This is a genomic window from Vibrio rubrogenes (assembly GCF_059641415.1).
Map to the genome: position 1 here is coordinate 254,630 of NZ_JCARSY010000002.1, position 17,598 is coordinate 272,227.

A 17,598-nucleotide genomic window follows, 5' to 3' on the forward strand; every position below is an offset into this window, starting at 1 on the left:
CAGATGTTGTACGCCGATATCACCTGTGTTTGCCCTTTTCTGAAAGGGACTCATAAAGATAGTCAGACAGTAAACGAACTTTCGGTGAGATATGCCGATTTTGCGGATACAGCGCCCAGACGCCTTCCCGATCATCCCGATAACGCGTCAATACTTCTACCAGCTGGCCGCTCGCGAGATACGGTTCCACATAGTAATCCGGTAGCTGAGCGAGCCCCATCCCTTTTAATGCCGCATCAAGCAACACCACGCCACTGTTACAGCGGATGCGTCCGCGGATTCCCAGAGAGCGGGCATGATGATGATCTTTGAAACGCCAGTGATCATAAGTACCGACCAGACACTGATGTTTGGATAATTCGGATAAGGTGTACGGTTCACCATACTGCGCCAGATATGCCGGTGCTGCACACACATGCAACCGTCTGGGGCTTAACTTCCTGACGACAAAGCTGGAATCATGTAATTGCCCGAGTCGAATTGCCAGATCAACACCGTTTTCGATCAAGTCCAATTGGCGGTTAGTCAGCACCAGCTCCAGTTCCAGTTTCGGATACAGTTGTAAAAAATCATGCAACAACGGGGCGATTTTCTGCTCACCGTAGGTCACCGGTGCCGTCACTTTCAACCGTCCGATCGGCATCTGCTGCATTTGCGTCACGGTACGCTCGGCATGTTCCAGACCTTCCACCAACTGTTTACATTGTTGGTAATAGACCTGCCCGGCTTCCGTCAATGACACCTTCCGTGTTGTACGCAACAACAGCTTAATTGCCAGACGCTCCTCCAACGCTGCAACTCGACGACTGACATTTGCCACCGACGTGGTTAATTTTTGTGCCGCCCGGGTAAAGCTTTCTGTCTCAGCAACTGCGACAAATTCGCTGACACCGTCCCATATCGCCATGATTTATTATTACCACAGTGTAAAAGTCATTCTCTTTTTTACTTGATTATAAAATATAAGAAAAGAACTATACTCAGTTTCACTGTGGTTTATCACACGATCCCGATCACCTTATAGACAGGAAAGGAAGAAAATGTCAGAGCAGAAATTTATCAAGTCCAGAGCTGCTGTTGCTTGGGGACCAAATCAGCCACTCAGCATTGAAGAAGTCGATGTCATGTACCCGAAAGCCGGTGAGGTTTTAGTACGCATCGTAGCAACCGGCGTCTGTCATACAGATGCATTCACACTGTCCGGTGAAGATCCAGAGGGAATATTCCCGTCGATTCTTGGTCATGAAGGCGGTGGTATCGTTGAAATGGTTGGCGAAGGTGTAACCAGCGTTGCAGTCGGTGACCACGTCATTCCGCTTTATACCGCAGAGTGTGGCGAGTGTAAGTTCTGTACTTCAGGCAAAACAAACCTGTGTCAGGCTGTTCGTGAAACACAGGGCAAAGGTCTCATGCCTGATGGAACAACCCGTTTCTACAAAGACGGTCAGCCAATCTACCACTACATGGGATGCTCAACCTTCTCCGAGTATACCGTCTTACCGGAAATCTCGCTGGCCAAAGTCAACAAAGCAGCCCCGCTGGAAGAGGTTTGCCTGCTCGGATGTGGTGTCACTACCGGTATGGGGGCGGTGATGAACACCGCCAAAGTTCAAAAAGGTGACACCGTCGCAATTTTCGGCCTGGGCGGGATTGGTTTATCCGCTGTCATCGGCGCTAAAATGGTCGGGGCCAGCCGAATTATCGGGATTGATATTAACGAAAGTAAATTTGAGCTCGCTCAGCAACTGGGCGCAACAGAGTGTATCAATCCGCAAAAATTCGACAAACCGATTCAGGAAGTGATTGTTGAGATGACTGACGGCGGCGTGGACTTCTCCTTCGAATGTATCGGTAATGTCAATGTCATGCGTCAGGCTCTGGAATGCTGTCATAAAGGATGGGGAGAATCGGTAATTATCGGTGTCGCCGGTGCAGGACAAGAAATCTCAACGCGTCCATTCCAACTGGTGACAGGCAGAGTATGGCGTGGTAGTGCATTTGGCGGAGTGAAAGGCCGTTCACAACTGCCCGGCATCGTTGAACAATATCTTGCCGGTGAATTTGGTCTGCAAGAGTTTATTACGCATACCATGTCGTTAGAAGCAATTAACGATGCATTTGACCTGATGCATTCCGGTGAAAGTATTCGTTCTGTGGTTCACTTCAAACCATAATTTTATGCGCCCGTCTCTGGTTCATCTGCTCCGGAGACGGGAAAAGGAGCCCGACATGTTAGAACAGATCAGCCAATCAAAAGTATTTGGTGGATGGCATAAACAATATACACACCCTTCAGATGCACTCAACTGTACAATGCGATTTGCAATTTACCTGCCGCCAGATGCCAGTGACAGCCATCCGGTTCCCGTGCTCTACTGGTTATCCGGTCTCACCTGCACGGATGAAAATTTCATGCAGAAAGCAGGAGCACTCCAAAAAGCAGCCTCGCTCGGTATTGCGATTGTTGCACCGGACACCAGCCCGAGAGGAGAAGGCGTTCCGGATGATCCGCAAGGAGACTATGATCTGGGACTCGGTGCCGGATTTTACCTCAATGCGACTCAACCGCCCTGGAGCCAGCATTACCAGATGTATAGTTATATCGTCAATGAGCTGCCCTCGCTTATCGAGAAGAACTTTCCAGTGACCGCTGAGCGTTCTATTTCAGGACACAGTATGGGCGGGCATGGTGCGCTGACAATCGGCATCAAAAATCCGCAGCGCTATCGTGCGATTTCAGCCTTCAGTCCAATTTGTCATCCTGTAGCCTGCCCTTGGGGACAAAAAGCCCTGAAGGCTTATTTGGGAGAGGATCAGACACTGTGGCAAAACTATGATGCAACGGAGCTACTGAGACAAAAAGGCTGCGCGCTTCCCATTTTGATTGATCAAGGTGAAATGGATCCATTTTTGGAAGAGCAGTTGAAACCTTGGGATTTGCTCGAAGTCGCAGATCACCAACATTGTGAACTAACCTATCAGTCTCATCCCGGTTATGATCACAGCTATTACTTTATTCAAAGCTTCATTGAGTCACATCTGCAATTCCATGCGTTATATCTGTTGGGGCAGCGCTCTTAGGCATACGCGATTCAAATTCGTTGAATCGTGAAATCATGGTGGAAAGCGTAACTTGATGCGTTTTCCCCTCTTGTCCCAGCCAACTCACAACCACACGAACCGGCTTCAGATCACCGTGAAATAGCGGTGTGCTCACCTGAATCTGGATACAAAAATAATCCTGAGCATCACAATGCCGGCTACTCTCAATCTGCTCAAAACCAATTGAATCAACCGTCTCATCTGGCTTCATCACGCCACTTGCCTGTGCACCATATGTCCCCTGTGCACCATGCGTCCGTAAACGTTCCAACGTTGTACTGGCAAGGTCCAACGCTTGGGTTCGCTGAAAAATATCCCGGGTCTGAAACATCGTCAGACGCTGTAGCTGCCCCACACTCAGTATACCAATGCTCAAGATCACCAAAGCAATCATCACTTCGAGTAACGTATTCCCCCGATAATGGCGTTGATCATATCGGTTCACGCCGCTACGGCTCATACCAGCTTTCCCCGCGCCACTCGGCTGGACGAATCAGGCTGAGCGGTTTGCTCATCAAATCGCGTCGATAATGAAAATCAATGCGTCCCTGAACCACAGCAAAACGTTTATCTGCATCCAACACCAGCCCTCCCGCCGGATAGAAAGAGCCGAGTTGAAAGTAACTCACTTGCTCCGGAGAGATGTTGTATTGCGGGACTTGAGCCAAAGATTTAATCAGTGCCGCCTGTAATCCTGTATCTGCCCAGCCTTGAAATACCATATTCGCATGTTGCGGTGAAATAAATTGATAGAGCATTCCCTGTAACAGGTGATGACTTTCAATTCCGACGAGCCCATCCTGAATCAGCACAATAATGCCCTGCTGAGAAAATTGTGCCTGAATCGCAACATTAATCCGTTGAATATCCAGATCGGACAGCACACAACCCCCATAGACCCAGATGATCATTTTCCCCTGCCAGATGAGATCTTCAATTTGAGAAGCACATTCCGGGTTCAACTGACTGTGTGGTAACTCAAGAGCATTCTGATAGCGAATTTGACCGCTGGCTTCATTCAGTGATGCCGGGATCCGCCCAACCTGAGGATTTGACATCACTTGAAACCAATCCTGCACCGCAACACCAAACAGATCCCGAAAAGGTGATAACGTTGGCGAATACTGATAGTCAGATCTCGCGCTTTTTGCTGATAAATCGACTGAGTGATACGACTCGGCACACCGTCCTGAATCACTCGGAAACCCCTGATATAGCCGATAAGGCAACTGGTCCGGATGATAGGTGGTTAGCGACGGAGCATAGACATCATACTTATAGCGCAAAGCAATACATTCCCAACCGTTTTCAGTGGATAAACGAGCCAGATCCGGGGCAAACGCGGCATGTTTCATCAGCATTAAACGACTGCTGGTCTTAACGACACCGGCAGAATCCGGTAAGGGCAAACGGTAGCGCTTGTGTAGCGTCGTTGTGCCGACGGTCGCTGTCAGTTGTCGATCCCGCGGAGACGCCCACCGGACTTGATGCGCAATTTGCTGACACGCTGAAGGTAAGCTTTCCCCTGCCTGTACTGAACGGACTTGTGTCCACAGGCACTCAAGTTCACCTTCAGCCAGCCAGAAAGACTGGCGACGCTCAATTTCATGCTGAACCTCAGCTAATTGATAACGACTGAGCAGTGTCGCGCGGCCAACCACGATCAACATGAGACTGACCATCAGTGTCGTCAACAACAATGTCGCAGCGCCCTGTTGCCGAATCGATGACTGACCAAGACAGAACCACTTCATAACGACCAATGCCGCTGTAAAAATGCAAAATCAGCAGATTCATGAATCGACGGGTCTCGTACCAAAGATAAACTCAGGTGTATTGCTATCCATCCTGTATTGATCTGCGCTCCTGTTCTGGTTCGGAGGGGGGAATAGCGAACCTGGAATTCATCAACACGAATCCAGTCTGTATCGAAAAGCGAGAAACATGGCCCTGATTCACCGGAAGATGCCGCTTGTTCAAATGTGAATCGACGGTCATGCTGCTTCTCGCACAATCGTAAGGCTCGCTCTCCGACTTGATTTGCTGTGAGCTGGTAGACAACATGGTGGAAATCGTTCTCAGCAGTGGGATTTCCCTGATATACATACCCTACTTGTGTATCGTTTCGGACATCAGTGAGCGTCCGGCTTCCTTGCAGAAACACAGGCTTTTGTGGTGCCGCATTCAATCCAGCCATGAACAGGCTCCGTTTGATTAAGACTAATGATGCCCGTAACTGTTGATGTAATTGAATTTTGCGACTCAAGTGTTCAGTCACCCGGAGTTCGCTCACGATCAACCGGCTCACCATGAGAATTAAAACACTGCTGATAACACTGGCCAACAGGACTTCCAACAGCGTCAATCCTCGCTGTGCATGATAGAAATGTGCGGATCTCACTAACATGCCGGATAACCATATATCGCAGTACCGACGCTACAATGGCGAACTCGCCCCGCACCGTAAGAAGTAATGACTTTGACTTGTCGTTCCGGTGTATTGCGGGCCAGGAGCGTGATGCTGCCATTGCCGAGTTTGCCGGAATGACCATCAATAAATAACCGATCTTGAGGGAATCCGGAACGAATGATAATTTTCCGATAGCGTTGTCCGGATAGCGTCAGTAAACGCTGACCTTTGTGGCGGTCTTCAGAGGTAATAACCCGCAACTGCCAATCCAGTGATACACCTTTGTCAATGGATGATGATGACTGAGAGATCAGATGTAACCACAGATTTTGATGGTGAGTGATTGCCAGTGACCTTGCTTGTAATATAAATGCCTGAACATCACTGACCGCCGTTTTTAACTGTTCCTTTTCCATTTGTTGGGAGAATTGAGGCACAACCAGTAGTAGTGAAAGGCTCAGTAATGCGATGACCACAACAAGTTCAAGCAAAGAGAATCCTGTACGCATATTTTTTCCAATCGATTAATTTCATTCCCCCTATGATAAAAAAATAAAGCAATTCATTTGGCTATGAGGCAACTATCTCGTAGTGACATCAAATAAATAACCACATGATAAACATAACAATTACACATTTGTTCCGAGACATTCCTCTCCCAAGCTGACAAGTCGGGTGAGCGGACATAAAAAAACCTGCCGAAGCAGGTTTTTATTTGAATCAATGTGTCTTTATCAGCTCGTGAGATCATCAAAAAATTTCTTCACACCGCTGAAAAAACCTTCCGACTTGGGCTTGTGCTTACTTGCCGCTTCACCGCCACAGGATTCTTCAAACTCTCGGAGCAATTCTTTCTGACGCGAACTCAGGTTCACCGGTGTCTCAACAACCAAACGTACAATCAAATCACCAGCGGCACCGCCACGGACATTCTTCACGCCCTTACCGCGCATCCGGAACATTCTGCCGGTCTGCGTTTCTTCCGGCACTTTCAGATTCACACGCCCATCCAGTGTCGGCACTTCAACTTCGCCACCGAGTGCTGCCATCGAGAAACTAACCGGGACTTCACAGAATAGGTTATTGCCTTCACGTTCAAAGATATGGTGCTCTTTCACATGAACCTGAACGTACAAATCACCGGCTGGCGCGCCCATTTCACCGGCTTCACCTTCTCCGGTAAGACGAATTCTGTCCCCCGTATCCACACCGGCAGGAATCTTCACATTGAGAGTCTTGCGTTGTTGCTTGCGGCCCTGACCATGGCAATCACGGCAAGGATCTTTGACGATTTTTCCCTTACCATGACAAGTTGGACAAGTCTGTTGCACTGCAAAAAAGCCTTGTCTCATCTGAACCTGACCATGTCCGTGACAAGTACCACATGTTTCAGGAGAGGTCCCTTTCTTCGCACCACTTCCGTTACATGTATCGCAATGCACCATGGTCGGGACTTCAATCTCTTTCGAACAACCGCGGACAGCTTCTTCTAAAGTGAGTTCCATATTGTAGCGAAGATCCGCACCGCGCTGCGCCCGGGCCTGACCACCACCGCGACGGCCACCGCCAAAGATATCCCCGAACACATCGCCAAAGATATCACCAAAGTCAGCGTTACCGCCGCCGAAGCCTCCGCCAAAACCACCACCGCCTTGTTCAAATGCGGCATGACCATACTGATCATAAGCGGCTTTTTTCTGAGGATCAGTTAACACCTCATACGCTTCTTTTACTTCTTTAAACTTATCAGCTGAAGTTTCATCGCCCGGATTACGGTCAGGATGGAATTTCATCGCCAAGCGTTTATAGGCCTTTTTGATATCACGCTCAGAGGCATCACGGCTTACGCCTAAGATTTCGTAAAAATCACGTTTTGACATGTTCTTCGTCACCAATTAATTACTGCAAGCGACGCTTGTCGCCCGGTAGATGTATCGATATAGATGATATTTCACACAATGATGAAACATGACCTAAATCGACACCAAGATTACAAACAGACGGGCGTCAGAGTCCCCCCAAACGCCCGTATCATACCTGAAAAGGTCTGAAGTCATATCAGTGAATTACTATTCACTGATTATTTTTTCTCGTCTTTGACTTCTTCGAATTCAGCATCAACAACATCATCTTCCTGACCAGACGCTTGCTCTGTACCACCAGCTTGCTGCGCTTGCGCTTGCTGCTGTGCAATTTCCATCAGTTTTTGAGACGCTGTCATCAGTGCCTGAGTCTTGGCATCAATTTCTTCTTTGTCACCGCTCTTACTTGCAGCTTCAAGTTCACTGATCGCTGTTTCGATTTGTGCTTTATCTTCCGCAGGCAGTGCGTCACCGGCTTCGTCTACCTGTTTACGGGTTGCATGGATGATTTGGTCAGCTTGGTTACGAGCGGTCGCCAACTCTTCGAACTTTTTGTCCGCTTCTTTATTGGCTTCAGCTTCTTGAACCATTTTTTCGATTTCATCGTCGCTCAGACCACCAGAAGCTTGAATAGTAATCTTCTGCTCTTTGTTGGTCTGTTTATCTTTCGCAGACACGTGCAAAATACCATCCGCATCCAAGTCGAAGGTTACTTCGATTTGTGGCATACCACGTGGTGCAGGCTGAATGCCTTCGAGGTTGAACTGCCCCAGAGACTTGTTGTATGTCGCCTGTTTACGTTCACCTTGCAGCACATGAATCGTTACAGCACTCTGATTGTCTTCTGCAGTTGAGAACACTTGATTCGCTTTAGTTGGAATCGTAGTGTTTTTCTCAATCAGCTTGGTCATCACACCGCCCATGGTTTCGATACCCAGCGATAGTGGTGTCACGTCAAGCAGCAGGACGTCTTTTACATCACCGGCAAGCACACCACCCTGAACCGCAGCACCAACAGCAACCGCTTCGTCCGGGTTCACGTCTTTACGTGCATCTTTACCGAAGAATTCAGCCACTTTCTTCTGAACCATTGGCATACGAGTCTGACCACCGACCAGAATCACGTCAGTAATATCATTAACAGACAGATCCGCATCCGCCAGCGCAACTTTCATTGGCTCAAGAGAACGCTGCACCAAATCTTCAACCAGAGCCTCAAGTTTTGCACGAGTCACTTTGATATTCATGTGCTTAGGACCCGTTGCATCTGCCGTAATATAAGGCAGGTTCACGTCAGTCTGTTGTGCAGAAGACAGTTCAATCTTCGCTTTCTCAGCCGCTTCTTTCAGACGCTGCATTGCCAACGGATCACTTTTCAGGTTGATGCCTTGCTCTTTCTTGAACTCATCAACCAAGTAATTGATCATGCGTGTATCGAAGTCTTCACCACCTAAGTGTGTATCACCGTTGGTCGCAAGTACTTCAAATGTTTTCTCGCCTTCAACATCATCGATTTCGATGATAGAGATATCGAATGTACCACCACCTAAGTCGTATACTGCGATAACACGGTCACCGCCTTCTTTGTCGAGACCATAAGCCAGCGCAGCAGCGGTCGGTTCGTTGATGATCCGTTTCACTTCCAGACCCGCGATACGACCCGCATCTTTTGTTGCCTGACGCTGCGCATCATTAAAATACGCTGGTACGGTAATTACGGCACCGGTAACGGCTTCACCCAGATAGTCTTCTGCGGTTTTTTTCATTTTTTTCAAAACTTCAGCAGAAACCTGTGGTGCTGCCAGTTTTTCATTTTTAACCTGAACCCATGCATCACCGTTATCAGCCTTGACAATTTTGTAAGGCATGATCTCGATATCACGTTGAACTTCTTCGTCTTCAAAACGACGACCGATCAAACGCTTAATTGCAAATAATGTATTCTCAGGGTTTGTAACCGCTTGACGTTTTGCTGGCTGACCAACAAGCGTTTCGCCATCTGTGTAAGCAATTACAGATGGTGTTGTACGTTCACCCTCAGCATTTTCAATTACGCGAGGTTTTCCACCGTCCAGTACAGCAACACAAGAGTTTGTAGTACCTAAGTCAATACCAATGATCTTACCCATCAGGACATCTCCGAATAATTCTATTGTCGTTTTGCCAGTACCCCATATATGGGGTTGGAGAATCGGGTTTCAACCCCTGACTCGCCGCTCAACAAACGAAGTTTGCTTCTCTATGCCCCTTAGATAAGGGCAGAAAATACCTTTTCAAGGGGAAAAATGAAAAAAATATAAATTTCCTTATTTTTTGACCGGAGATAGTGATTCAACACAGCTCAAACACCGGATAATCGCCCAAATGAATCACGACCTTCAAAGTGCAATTTACTCACACTTCACAAAGTTACTCTCGGTTTGGTGACCTAACCAGTATTTTGTCAATTCCACTATACCCAGAGACGTCAACATCGTGATATCAAAACTGATACACGACATTCACATTTATTCCCATTGTTCATGCTCGGCATGGTGATGGACGCACTCAATGTAAATACACCTTTTATATCAGCAGAAAAACAGGGAGTTTCTTATGTACAACATCGTCAAGAAAGGTTTGATGATTCTTGGGCTGAGTATTGCGCTACCGGCCTTTGCGGATAACTACACTATAGGAACAGGCAGTCAGAGCGGTACTTACTATCCACTTGGCGGCACACTGGCTAAAATCTGGAGTGAAAATATCCCTGGTTTCAATATGCGCGCCGAGGTCACCGCCGCATCGGTGGAAAATATCATCAAAGTTGCCACGCAAAAACAGTTGGTCGGTATTGCCATGGGGAATGTCGCCCTGAAAGCCTACGAAGGGGAAAAGCCATTTCCGAGAAAAATGCCGACTCAGGTTCTCTTCGCCCTGTATCCGAATGTCGTTCAATTCATTGTCCCGGCTGATTCCGATATCCATACCATCAGTGATTTGAAAGGTAAGAAAATTTCACTTGGTGCCCCTGGCTCAGGGACACGGGTGAGTGCCGTCAATATCCTGAACATACTCGGCATTACTGAAAACGATGTGAAAGCACAATCACTGAACTACACCGCAACCACAAGTGCGCTGGCAAACGGACAAATCGATGCTGGTGTGATTGTCGGCAGTCTGGGCGTCGGTGCGATCACGGAGCTGGCACTGACCCGCAAAATCCGGATTCTCTCGTTTACCCCGCAAGAACTGAAGAAAATTTCAGCCGCCAACCCATCTTATCAAGCATTCAACGCCCCGGCTGACAGTTATAAAAACGTCCCGGCATTCGAGGTGCCAGCCGTTTGGAACGTTCTGGTAACCAATCAAAAAATGGATGACAAGCTAGCTTATGAAATGACCAAAGTTGCTTTTGAAAACATCGACAAGATCCGTCAGGCGGTAGGTGTCACGAAATTTATGACCATCGATAATATGCCTAAGCTGGAAGGCGTGCCGCTTCATCCCGGTGCAATGAAATACTACCAAGAGCATCACCAATAAAACCATTCCCACGATGATTCAACCAATCAGATGACAGTCATCAACCAAACATGTCATCTGATTGCCTTCATGTAATAACATTTGGAGTTAGCTATGACTCAGGTTTTATCCCGTCACACGACATTTGCCAATAGTCTCACGCTCGTGACCGGCCTGATCGCAGTTTTGCTGACTGTATTCCAGATATGGCAAGGCATCACCGCCGATCTGTCAGCAACCGTATTCAGACCCACTCATCTCAGCTGGGTCTTAATCCTTGTTTTTTTGGCATTTCCCTTCGCACACATTGACACCACTTCTCCGGCTAAATATGTGGTACTGCGATGTCTCGATATCGTTTTGATTATCCTCACTTGCTGGGCAGCCAGCCGGGTGATTCCATTTGATTATGATGATATCAGTTTTCTGCTGGACGGATTACAGCCGGAGGACCAATACGCCGGGCTGTTACTGATCCTTCTGCTTTTAGAAGCAACCCGCCGGACGGTCGGTATGGTCATGGTTTTCGTAGCGGTCATATTTCTGAGTTATGCATTATTCGGCAATGTCCTGCCGGACGCTATCGCCAGTAAAGGGTTTTCATTGGAAGAAATGGTCCGCTTTCATATTTATTCCACCAACGGTGTCTTCGGTGCACCGCTGGCAATCGCAGCCGGCGTCGTTTTTGTTTTCGTCCTGTTCGGGGCTTTTCTACAAGTCAGCGGAGCCGGGCAATTTTTTATCGATGCCGCATTTGCAATTGCAGGCAAATCAAAAGGCGGCCCGGCTAAAGCCAGTGTGCTGGCCTCTGCAGCTTTAGGGTCAATCTCAGGTTCGGCCATTGCCAATACGGTCACCACCGGTTCTCTGACCATTCCGATGATGAAAAAACTCGGTTACAAAGCTGAACAAGCAGCCGGTATCGAGGCCGCTGCCTCAACCGGAGGACAAATCATGCCACCGGTCATGGGGGCTGGCGCATTTGTCATGGCGCAGTTTACCGGTATTCCTTACAGTGAAATCATTCTGGTTTCGATTGCACCGGCAATCCTCTATTTTGCCTGTACGTTACTTTACGTCCATCTGATGGCATGTAAACTCAATCTGCAAGGCATGAGTGAAACAGAGAAAATCGGCCGTATTGTGAAACAGGGATGGCACTTCCTGCTGCCATTGGTGATCATCACCACCTTGCTGATTATGAGTTACTCCCCGATTTTAGTCGGGATTGCCGGATGCGCAGCCATACTCATCGCAGCGCTGACACGCAAGCATACCCAAATCAGTATCAGACTCGTGCTGGAAGGGATGAAACAAGGGGCAATTCTCGCGTTGCCAATCTCGATTGCCTGTGCAACCGCTGGTATTGTGGTTGGGGTGGTCGGACAGACGGGGATCGGCCTGCAATTTACCCAGTTTCTGACCTCACTATCCGGTGGTCACCTCTGGTCTGCCCTACTGTTTATTGCCATCGCAGCCGTCATTCTGGGCATGGGGCTTCCGGTCACCGCTGCTTATATCGTGCTGTCGGTGATGGCGGTGCCTGCCCTGATGGATCTCGGTGTGCCGCTGCTCACCGCACACATGATCGTCTTCTGGCTCTCTCAGACCTCCAATGTCACACCACCGATTGCACTGGCCGCTTTTGCGGGGGCCGGCATCGCCAATGCCTCACCGATGCGTTCGGCGGTTCAGGCCTTCAAACTGGCACAGGGATTTTTCCTGATCCCAGCAATGATGGCATTTTCCGGCCTGATCTGGACGCAGACAGAAACGCCGCTGGCATTTGTGGAATCCATCCTCGGATGTATCGCCTTAATTCTTGCCTTTGCCGGCGGGATCGAAGGCTACCTGTTCCGTCCGATGTCAGCGCTTTATCGGTTGGTTTTTCTGTTACTCGCGGCCGCAACACTGTTTCTTGTCGATAATTATCGCTTGATCAGCATAGTGTGCATTGCTGTTATGATGATGTGGGAGTGGAAGAAAAGCCGTGACGCTCATAACCAACGTCCCGCCTCATCGTACGAGCAATAGCCACGCCCGGTGACATAAAAAAGTGACATAAAAAAGGTTGGCACAAGCCAACCTTTTTATTGATGCGAGGTGATAACCTCATGACGGAGAGGCGCTTATTTCGCAACCATCACCATCGCAGGGCGAACCACACGACCATTCAGTTCATAACCTTTTTGCATCACAAACATCACTGTGTTTGATTCATGATCAGGGCTTTCCTGAATCGACATCGCCTGATGTAATTCCGGATTAAACGCTTCCCCTTCAGGATTAATCTCTTTGAGACCAAATTTTTCAATGGTACCGATAAAGGTTTTATGAGTCAGTTCAACCCCTTCCAGCAGTGGCTTGATCACTTCATTCTCAGCGTCTGCCGCTTGAATGGCGCGCTCAAGATTATCAATAACCGGCAGTAGCTCTTCCGCAAAACGACTCAGGGCAAATTTGCGCGCCTTATCGATTTCCTGCTCACTCCGACGGCGGATATTCTCCACCTCTGCCTGAGCACGTAAGACCGCATCTTGCTGCTCTTTCACCTTACTTTCACTGGTCAGTAGCGCTGCTTCCAATTGGGCAATTTTCGCGTCTTGCTCATCCTCTGGGGCATCGCTTTCATTCCACTCGATATCAGCCTCACCACCGACGACTTCAGCCTCAGTCTGTTCTTGTGCTACCGATTCTTGCTGCAGCTCTTCTTCTTTGACTTTATTCTCTTCGTTGCTCATGATATCTCCAGAGTTCCATGATCTTTTGTATTGATGATCAACATTCAACACACTAAACATTCGCATAAAAGCATAACTTGCCTTTATTATGGGGATGAAGATTCCTGATTCAAGCCTAATTCGATTGGAAACATTATGAAAAAATCTTTTGGCGTGATTGCCATCATCGGTAAACCACGGGACCAGTCTGCGATACAAACCCATCGTGAATTATACCAGTGGCTGTCAGAGCAAGGATATTCAGTGTTTATCGATGATCGACTGAGTAATATTCTCACCGATATTCCGCCCCAATGTTTCTCATCTTTACTTGAACTCGGCAAAAAAGCCGATCTGGCAATTGCCGTCGGTGGTGACGGTAACATGCTTGGCGCAGCCAGAGTATTATCCCGTTTTGAAATTCGGGTGATCGGTGTCAACCGTGGCAGCCTGGGGTTTCTCACCGACTTAAATCCCGAAGATTTTCAGGCCGCTTTACAAAAAGTGCTCGAAGGCGAATATATTGAAGAAGAACGCTTTCTGCTGGAAACCGAAATTCACCGCCACGGGCAGATCAAAAGTCATAATGCCGCCTTAAACGAAGCCGTCCTCCATCCGGGAAAAATCGCCCATATGATTGAGTTCGAGGTGTACATTAACGATGCTTTCGCTTTTTCCCAGCGCTCAGACGGCCTGATTGTTTCAACCCCGACCGGTTCAACCGCTTATTCACTTTCAGGTGGCGGTCCGATTCTGTCACCGAGCTTAAACGCCATATCACTTGTCCCGATGTTCCCACACACACTGTCATCCCGCCCTTTGGTGGTTGATGGAGATTGCCGCATTAAACTCTCTGTCTCACCGAATAACAGAGGCACACAGGAAATCAGTTGTGACGGGCAGATTTCGCTCCCCGTCTCTCCCGGAGATGAAGTGCTGATCTACCGCAGCCCAAATAAGTTACATCTGATTCATCCCAAAGATTACAGCTACTACCATGTGCTGAGAAACAAACTGGGTTGGTCAAGTAAGTTGTTCTAGAGCCCCGATAGCTGGTATTCATTGTCACTTGTCAAAGCTGAATACGCCATCGATTCAGCCCTGTTGTCCTGCCTGACATATTGGTGAAAATAAAATCACCAAACATCTTTACTGTATAAAGAAACAGTATATACTGTTTCTTTATACAGTATTGGTAAAATGTACAGGTGTGAACATGCTGGCTCATTTAAGTGTCAATAATTTTGCAATCGTAAAATCATTACAGTTAGAACTTTCTCAAGGAATGACCACCATTACCGGAGAGACCGGTGCAGGGAAGTCCATTGCTATCGATGCACTCAGTCTGTGCCTCGGTGGCAGAGCGGAAGCCAGTATGGTGCGTCAAGGTGAAGAAAAAACCGAAGTCTGTGCTGCATTTCTTCTCGATCACAATCTGCACGCCACCCGGTGGCTCGAAGATAATGAACTTCTGGACGGCAGCGAGTGTATTCTCCGCCGGGTGATTACCAAAGAAGGCCGTTCACGCGCATTTATCAATGGTAATCCGGTCCCGATTTCACAACTCAAATCACTCGGTCAGTTACTGGTCAATATCCATGGTCAGCACGCTCATCAACAACTGATGAAAAGTGAGCACCAACTTACTATGTTGGACCAATATGCCGGTCACGCAGATTTGTTGAAAAAGACACGGCTGGCTTACCAAAACTGGCGTCAGGCCAGTAATGAGTTAAAACAGATCCGTGAAAACAGTCAGCAGAATCAGGCCCAACTCCAGTTGCTGGAATATCAAATCAAAGAACTGAACGAATTATCGATCGATGAAGATGAGTTCCCCGAACTGGAACAGGAATACAAGCGTCTGAGTAACAGCGGCGAATTACTCACACTGAGCCAAAATGCAATTCAGCTATTAAATGAAGGCGATGAAGTCAATGCTATCGGTTTACTTCAGTCAACCAGTCAGGTTCTGGTCCAGTTAGCCGAACTGGATGAAAAAATGGCGATGTTGCCCACAATGATTGCGGAAGCTCTGATTCAATTGGAAGAAGCAAACAGCGAACTCCGTCACTATCTGGATCGCATTGAAGTCGATCCGGAACAAATGGCGTATATTGAAAGCCGCTATTCCAAAGTTATGTCACTGGCCCGTAAACATAATGTTCTCCCGGAAGATCTCTATCAGCATCACCAAAGCCTGCTCCGGCAGATCACCGCACTGGACTATTCCGATGAGAAACTTGAACAACTGGAGAATATGGTGGCAGAGGCGTATCAGTCATTTGTTCACCGCGCTGAAAAACTGCATCAGTCCAGAATGCGCTACGCCAAAGAACTCAATAAATTAATCAGTCAGAGTATGCATGAACTGAGCATGGAAAAAGCCAAGTTCCAAATGGATATTCATTATGATGACAAACACCCGTCTCCACTCGGGTTCGATTCGGTGAACTTTATGGTTTCCACCAACCCGGGACAACCATTGCAACCGATGACCAAAGTTGCCTCGGGCGGTGAACTATCGCGGATATCACTGGCGATTCAGGTCATTACAGCACAAAAAGTCGAAACCCCAAGTTTGATCTTTGATGAAGTCGATGTCGGTATCAGTGGACCGACAGCAGCAGTGGTCGGTAAAATGCTACGTCAATTGGGTGAATCGACCCAAGTCTTGTGTGTGACCCACTTACCACAAGTTGCCGGTTGTGGGCATCAGCAACTTTTTGTCGCCAAACAAACCAAAGGCGGAAAAACAGAAACACAGATGCTCAAACTGGACAATCAGCAACGAATTGAAGAATTAGCAAGATTGCTTGGCGGGAGTCAAATTACTGAAACTACGTTAGCCAATGCAAAAGAGTTATTGCTCGTTGCTGCATAACCATTTTCAAATTAATTTATTTTATTATCCACCTTCTGAATATCACCGCTTATAATAGATATCGGGCATTTTGATGAAATTATCTTCAGCCCGATATTTTATTTTGATTTTTTCTTCATTTGATCTTAACTTAATAAAAAAAATGGATAGAATGTGCCGCAACTCATCATTGCCCATTCCAAATACTATACAAATAATACATTCATATTATGTTAAGAGAACAATGCATAAAACACATTGATAAAAATATTAATGGTGTTATTAAAATCACTGACCAAAAGAAAACTTACTGGCTAAAAATTGGCGGTGAGGATAAGTCGAACTTTATTCGGAAATTATCATCGCTCGCTGGCAAGCTGAATTTATTTTCATGCCTTCAGTCAAAAGCAACGATGAATTCATGGTCACGTTTTGAACATGAAAAGTCGATGTTGCTTTATTTAAATTCAATTGGGTTTCAGGTACCTCAGATCGCGCTGGAAGGGGAACGTTTCTTTGTCACTCCCGATCAAGGCCTGCCGCTCTCTCAAGTTGAAGCTGAACGAATCACCGATGATATATTGATGCAACTCATCGCTCTATTCATCAAGTTACACAATGCGGATATTGCTCACGGACGCCCGGCACTTCGCGATATATTAATCGACCAGCATAATCAGCTCAGCCTGATTGACTTTGAAGAGTCCATCATGCATGCAAGTCCGAAACTCAAAGCAAGAGACATTTATCTATTACTGATGGATTTATGCCGTATCGAACGCGTCACCATCGCACAAAAACGAAGAGCATTATGTTATTGGAAGCAACAAGTTTCCGATGAACATTGGCAAAGCTTATTAGCAATCCACAAACTCTTGCGTAAATTCAAACTGCTTGCTCATGGTGTTTTATACTTTAAAAAGAACAATAAATTAAGTCGGCAATTTCTGGAAACATGCCACCTATTTGATACTTTTTTATAATATAAATTAATTCAGTATTATTCACCAAAATAAATAATTCCTATTTATCAATCTATCATAACTAAATCAAGAATGATTTAAAATATTAAACCTCAGACTAATAATATTTTCTTCATGAATAGTTTAAATAGATTTTTGGCAATATATTATTCAG

15 protein-coding genes are annotated in these 17,598 nt (G+C 47.0%); 7 read left to right on the top strand and 8 right to left on the bottom strand.

All coding sequences use genetic code 11. The features are described from left to right. Positions 1-19: 19 nt before the first annotated feature. On the bottom strand, positions 20-907 hold the full coding sequence (locus AC55NX_RS03285) for a LysR family transcriptional regulator (protein ID WP_496994436.1): 888 nt from the start codon (positions 905-907) through the stop codon (positions 20-22). Between the two features lie 133 nt (positions 908-1,040). Between AC55NX_RS03285 and AC55NX_RS03290 the strand changes: the two genes are divergently transcribed. Further along, positions 1,041-2,174, top strand: coding sequence for an S-(hydroxymethyl)glutathione dehydrogenase/class III alcohol dehydrogenase (locus AC55NX_RS03290; RefSeq protein WP_496994437.1), 1,134 nt, complete (start codon positions 1,041-1,043; stop codon positions 2,172-2,174). Positions 2,175-2,229: 55 nt separating this feature from the next. Beyond that, a complete protein-coding gene (gene fghA, locus AC55NX_RS03295; protein ID WP_496994438.1) occupies positions 2,230-3,081 on the top strand; it encodes an S-formylglutathione hydrolase in 852 nt (283 codons plus the stop codon). On the opposite strand, the gene AC55NX_RS03300 is transcribed toward fghA, so the two are convergent. From AC55NX_RS03300 to dnaK, 6 genes are all read right to left on the bottom strand, one after another. Beyond that, entirely contained in the window at positions 3,026-3,562 is a 537-nt protein-coding gene (locus AC55NX_RS03300; RefSeq protein ID WP_496994439.1) for a type IV pilus modification PilV family protein, read from the bottom strand. The genes fghA and AC55NX_RS03300 overlap by 56 nt on opposite strands. Further along, positions 3,552-4,856, bottom strand: coding sequence for a hypothetical protein (locus tag AC55NX_RS03305; protein WP_496994440.1), 1,305 nt, complete (start codon positions 4,854-4,856; stop codon positions 3,552-3,554). The genes AC55NX_RS03300 and AC55NX_RS03305 overlap by 11 nt, the downstream gene beginning before the upstream one ends. Beyond that, positions 4,853-5,509 carry a PulJ/GspJ family protein gene (locus tag AC55NX_RS03310; protein WP_496994441.1) on the bottom strand — a complete coding sequence of 219 codons (657 nt, stop codon included), beginning with the start codon at positions 5,507-5,509 and terminating at the stop codon, positions 4,853-4,855. The genes AC55NX_RS03305 and AC55NX_RS03310 overlap by 4 nt, the downstream gene beginning before the upstream one ends. Next, positions 5,503-6,021, bottom strand: a complete 519-nt coding sequence (locus tag AC55NX_RS03315; RefSeq protein ID WP_496994442.1) for a pilus assembly FimT family protein — start codon at positions 6,019-6,021, stop codon at positions 5,503-5,505. Before AC55NX_RS03315 ends, AC55NX_RS03310 begins: the two co-directional genes overlap by 7 nt. A 225-nt stretch (positions 6,022-6,246) precedes the next feature. Next, entirely contained in the window at positions 6,247-7,392 is a 1,146-nt protein-coding gene (dnaJ, locus tag AC55NX_RS03320) for a molecular chaperone DnaJ (RefSeq protein WP_059120216.1), read from the bottom strand. Positions 7,393-7,592: 200 nt separating this feature from the next. Then, positions 7,593-9,503 carry a molecular chaperone DnaK gene (gene dnaK, locus AC55NX_RS03325; RefSeq protein WP_496994443.1) on the bottom strand — a complete coding sequence of 637 codons (1,911 nt, stop codon included), beginning with the start codon at positions 9,501-9,503 and terminating at the stop codon, positions 7,593-7,595. Positions 9,504-9,969: 466 nt separating this feature from the next. Between dnaK and AC55NX_RS03330 the strand changes: the two genes are divergently transcribed. Continuing rightward, positions 9,970-10,899 carry a TAXI family TRAP transporter solute-binding subunit gene (locus AC55NX_RS03330; RefSeq protein ID WP_496994444.1) on the top strand — a complete coding sequence of 310 codons (930 nt, stop codon included), beginning with the start codon at positions 9,970-9,972 and terminating at the stop codon, positions 10,897-10,899. A 93-nt stretch (positions 10,900-10,992) separates the two neighbouring features. Then, positions 10,993-12,912 carry a TRAP transporter permease gene (locus tag AC55NX_RS03335; RefSeq protein WP_496994445.1) on the top strand — a complete coding sequence of 640 codons (1,920 nt, stop codon included), beginning with the start codon at positions 10,993-10,995 and terminating at the stop codon, positions 12,910-12,912. Positions 12,913-13,007: 95 nt separating this feature from the next. Here the strand turns inward: AC55NX_RS03335 and grpE are convergent, their stop codons facing one another. Beyond that, on the bottom strand, positions 13,008-13,619 hold the full coding sequence (grpE, locus tag AC55NX_RS03340) for a nucleotide exchange factor GrpE (protein ID WP_496994446.1): 612 nt from the start codon (positions 13,617-13,619) through the stop codon (positions 13,008-13,010). A 135-nt stretch (positions 13,620-13,754) separates the two neighbouring features. On the opposite strand from grpE, the gene nadK reads away from it, so the two are divergent. The 3 genes from nadK to AC55NX_RS03355 all read left to right on the top strand — a co-directional run bounded on the left by nadK (position 13,755) and on the right by AC55NX_RS03355 (position 17,444). Further along, on the top strand, positions 13,755-14,639 hold the full coding sequence (nadK, locus tag AC55NX_RS03345) for an NAD(+) kinase (protein WP_496994447.1): 885 nt from the start codon (positions 13,755-13,757) through the stop codon (positions 14,637-14,639). Between the two features lie 175 nt (positions 14,640-14,814). After that, positions 14,815-16,482, top strand: a complete 1,668-nt coding sequence (gene recN / locus AC55NX_RS03350; protein WP_496994448.1) for a DNA repair protein RecN — start codon at positions 14,815-14,817, stop codon at positions 16,480-16,482. Between the two features lie 209 nt (positions 16,483-16,691). Beyond that, positions 16,692-17,444, top strand: coding sequence for a hypothetical protein (locus AC55NX_RS03355; protein WP_496994449.1), 753 nt, complete (start codon positions 16,692-16,694; stop codon positions 17,442-17,444). Positions 17,445-17,598 lie beyond the last annotated feature (154 nt).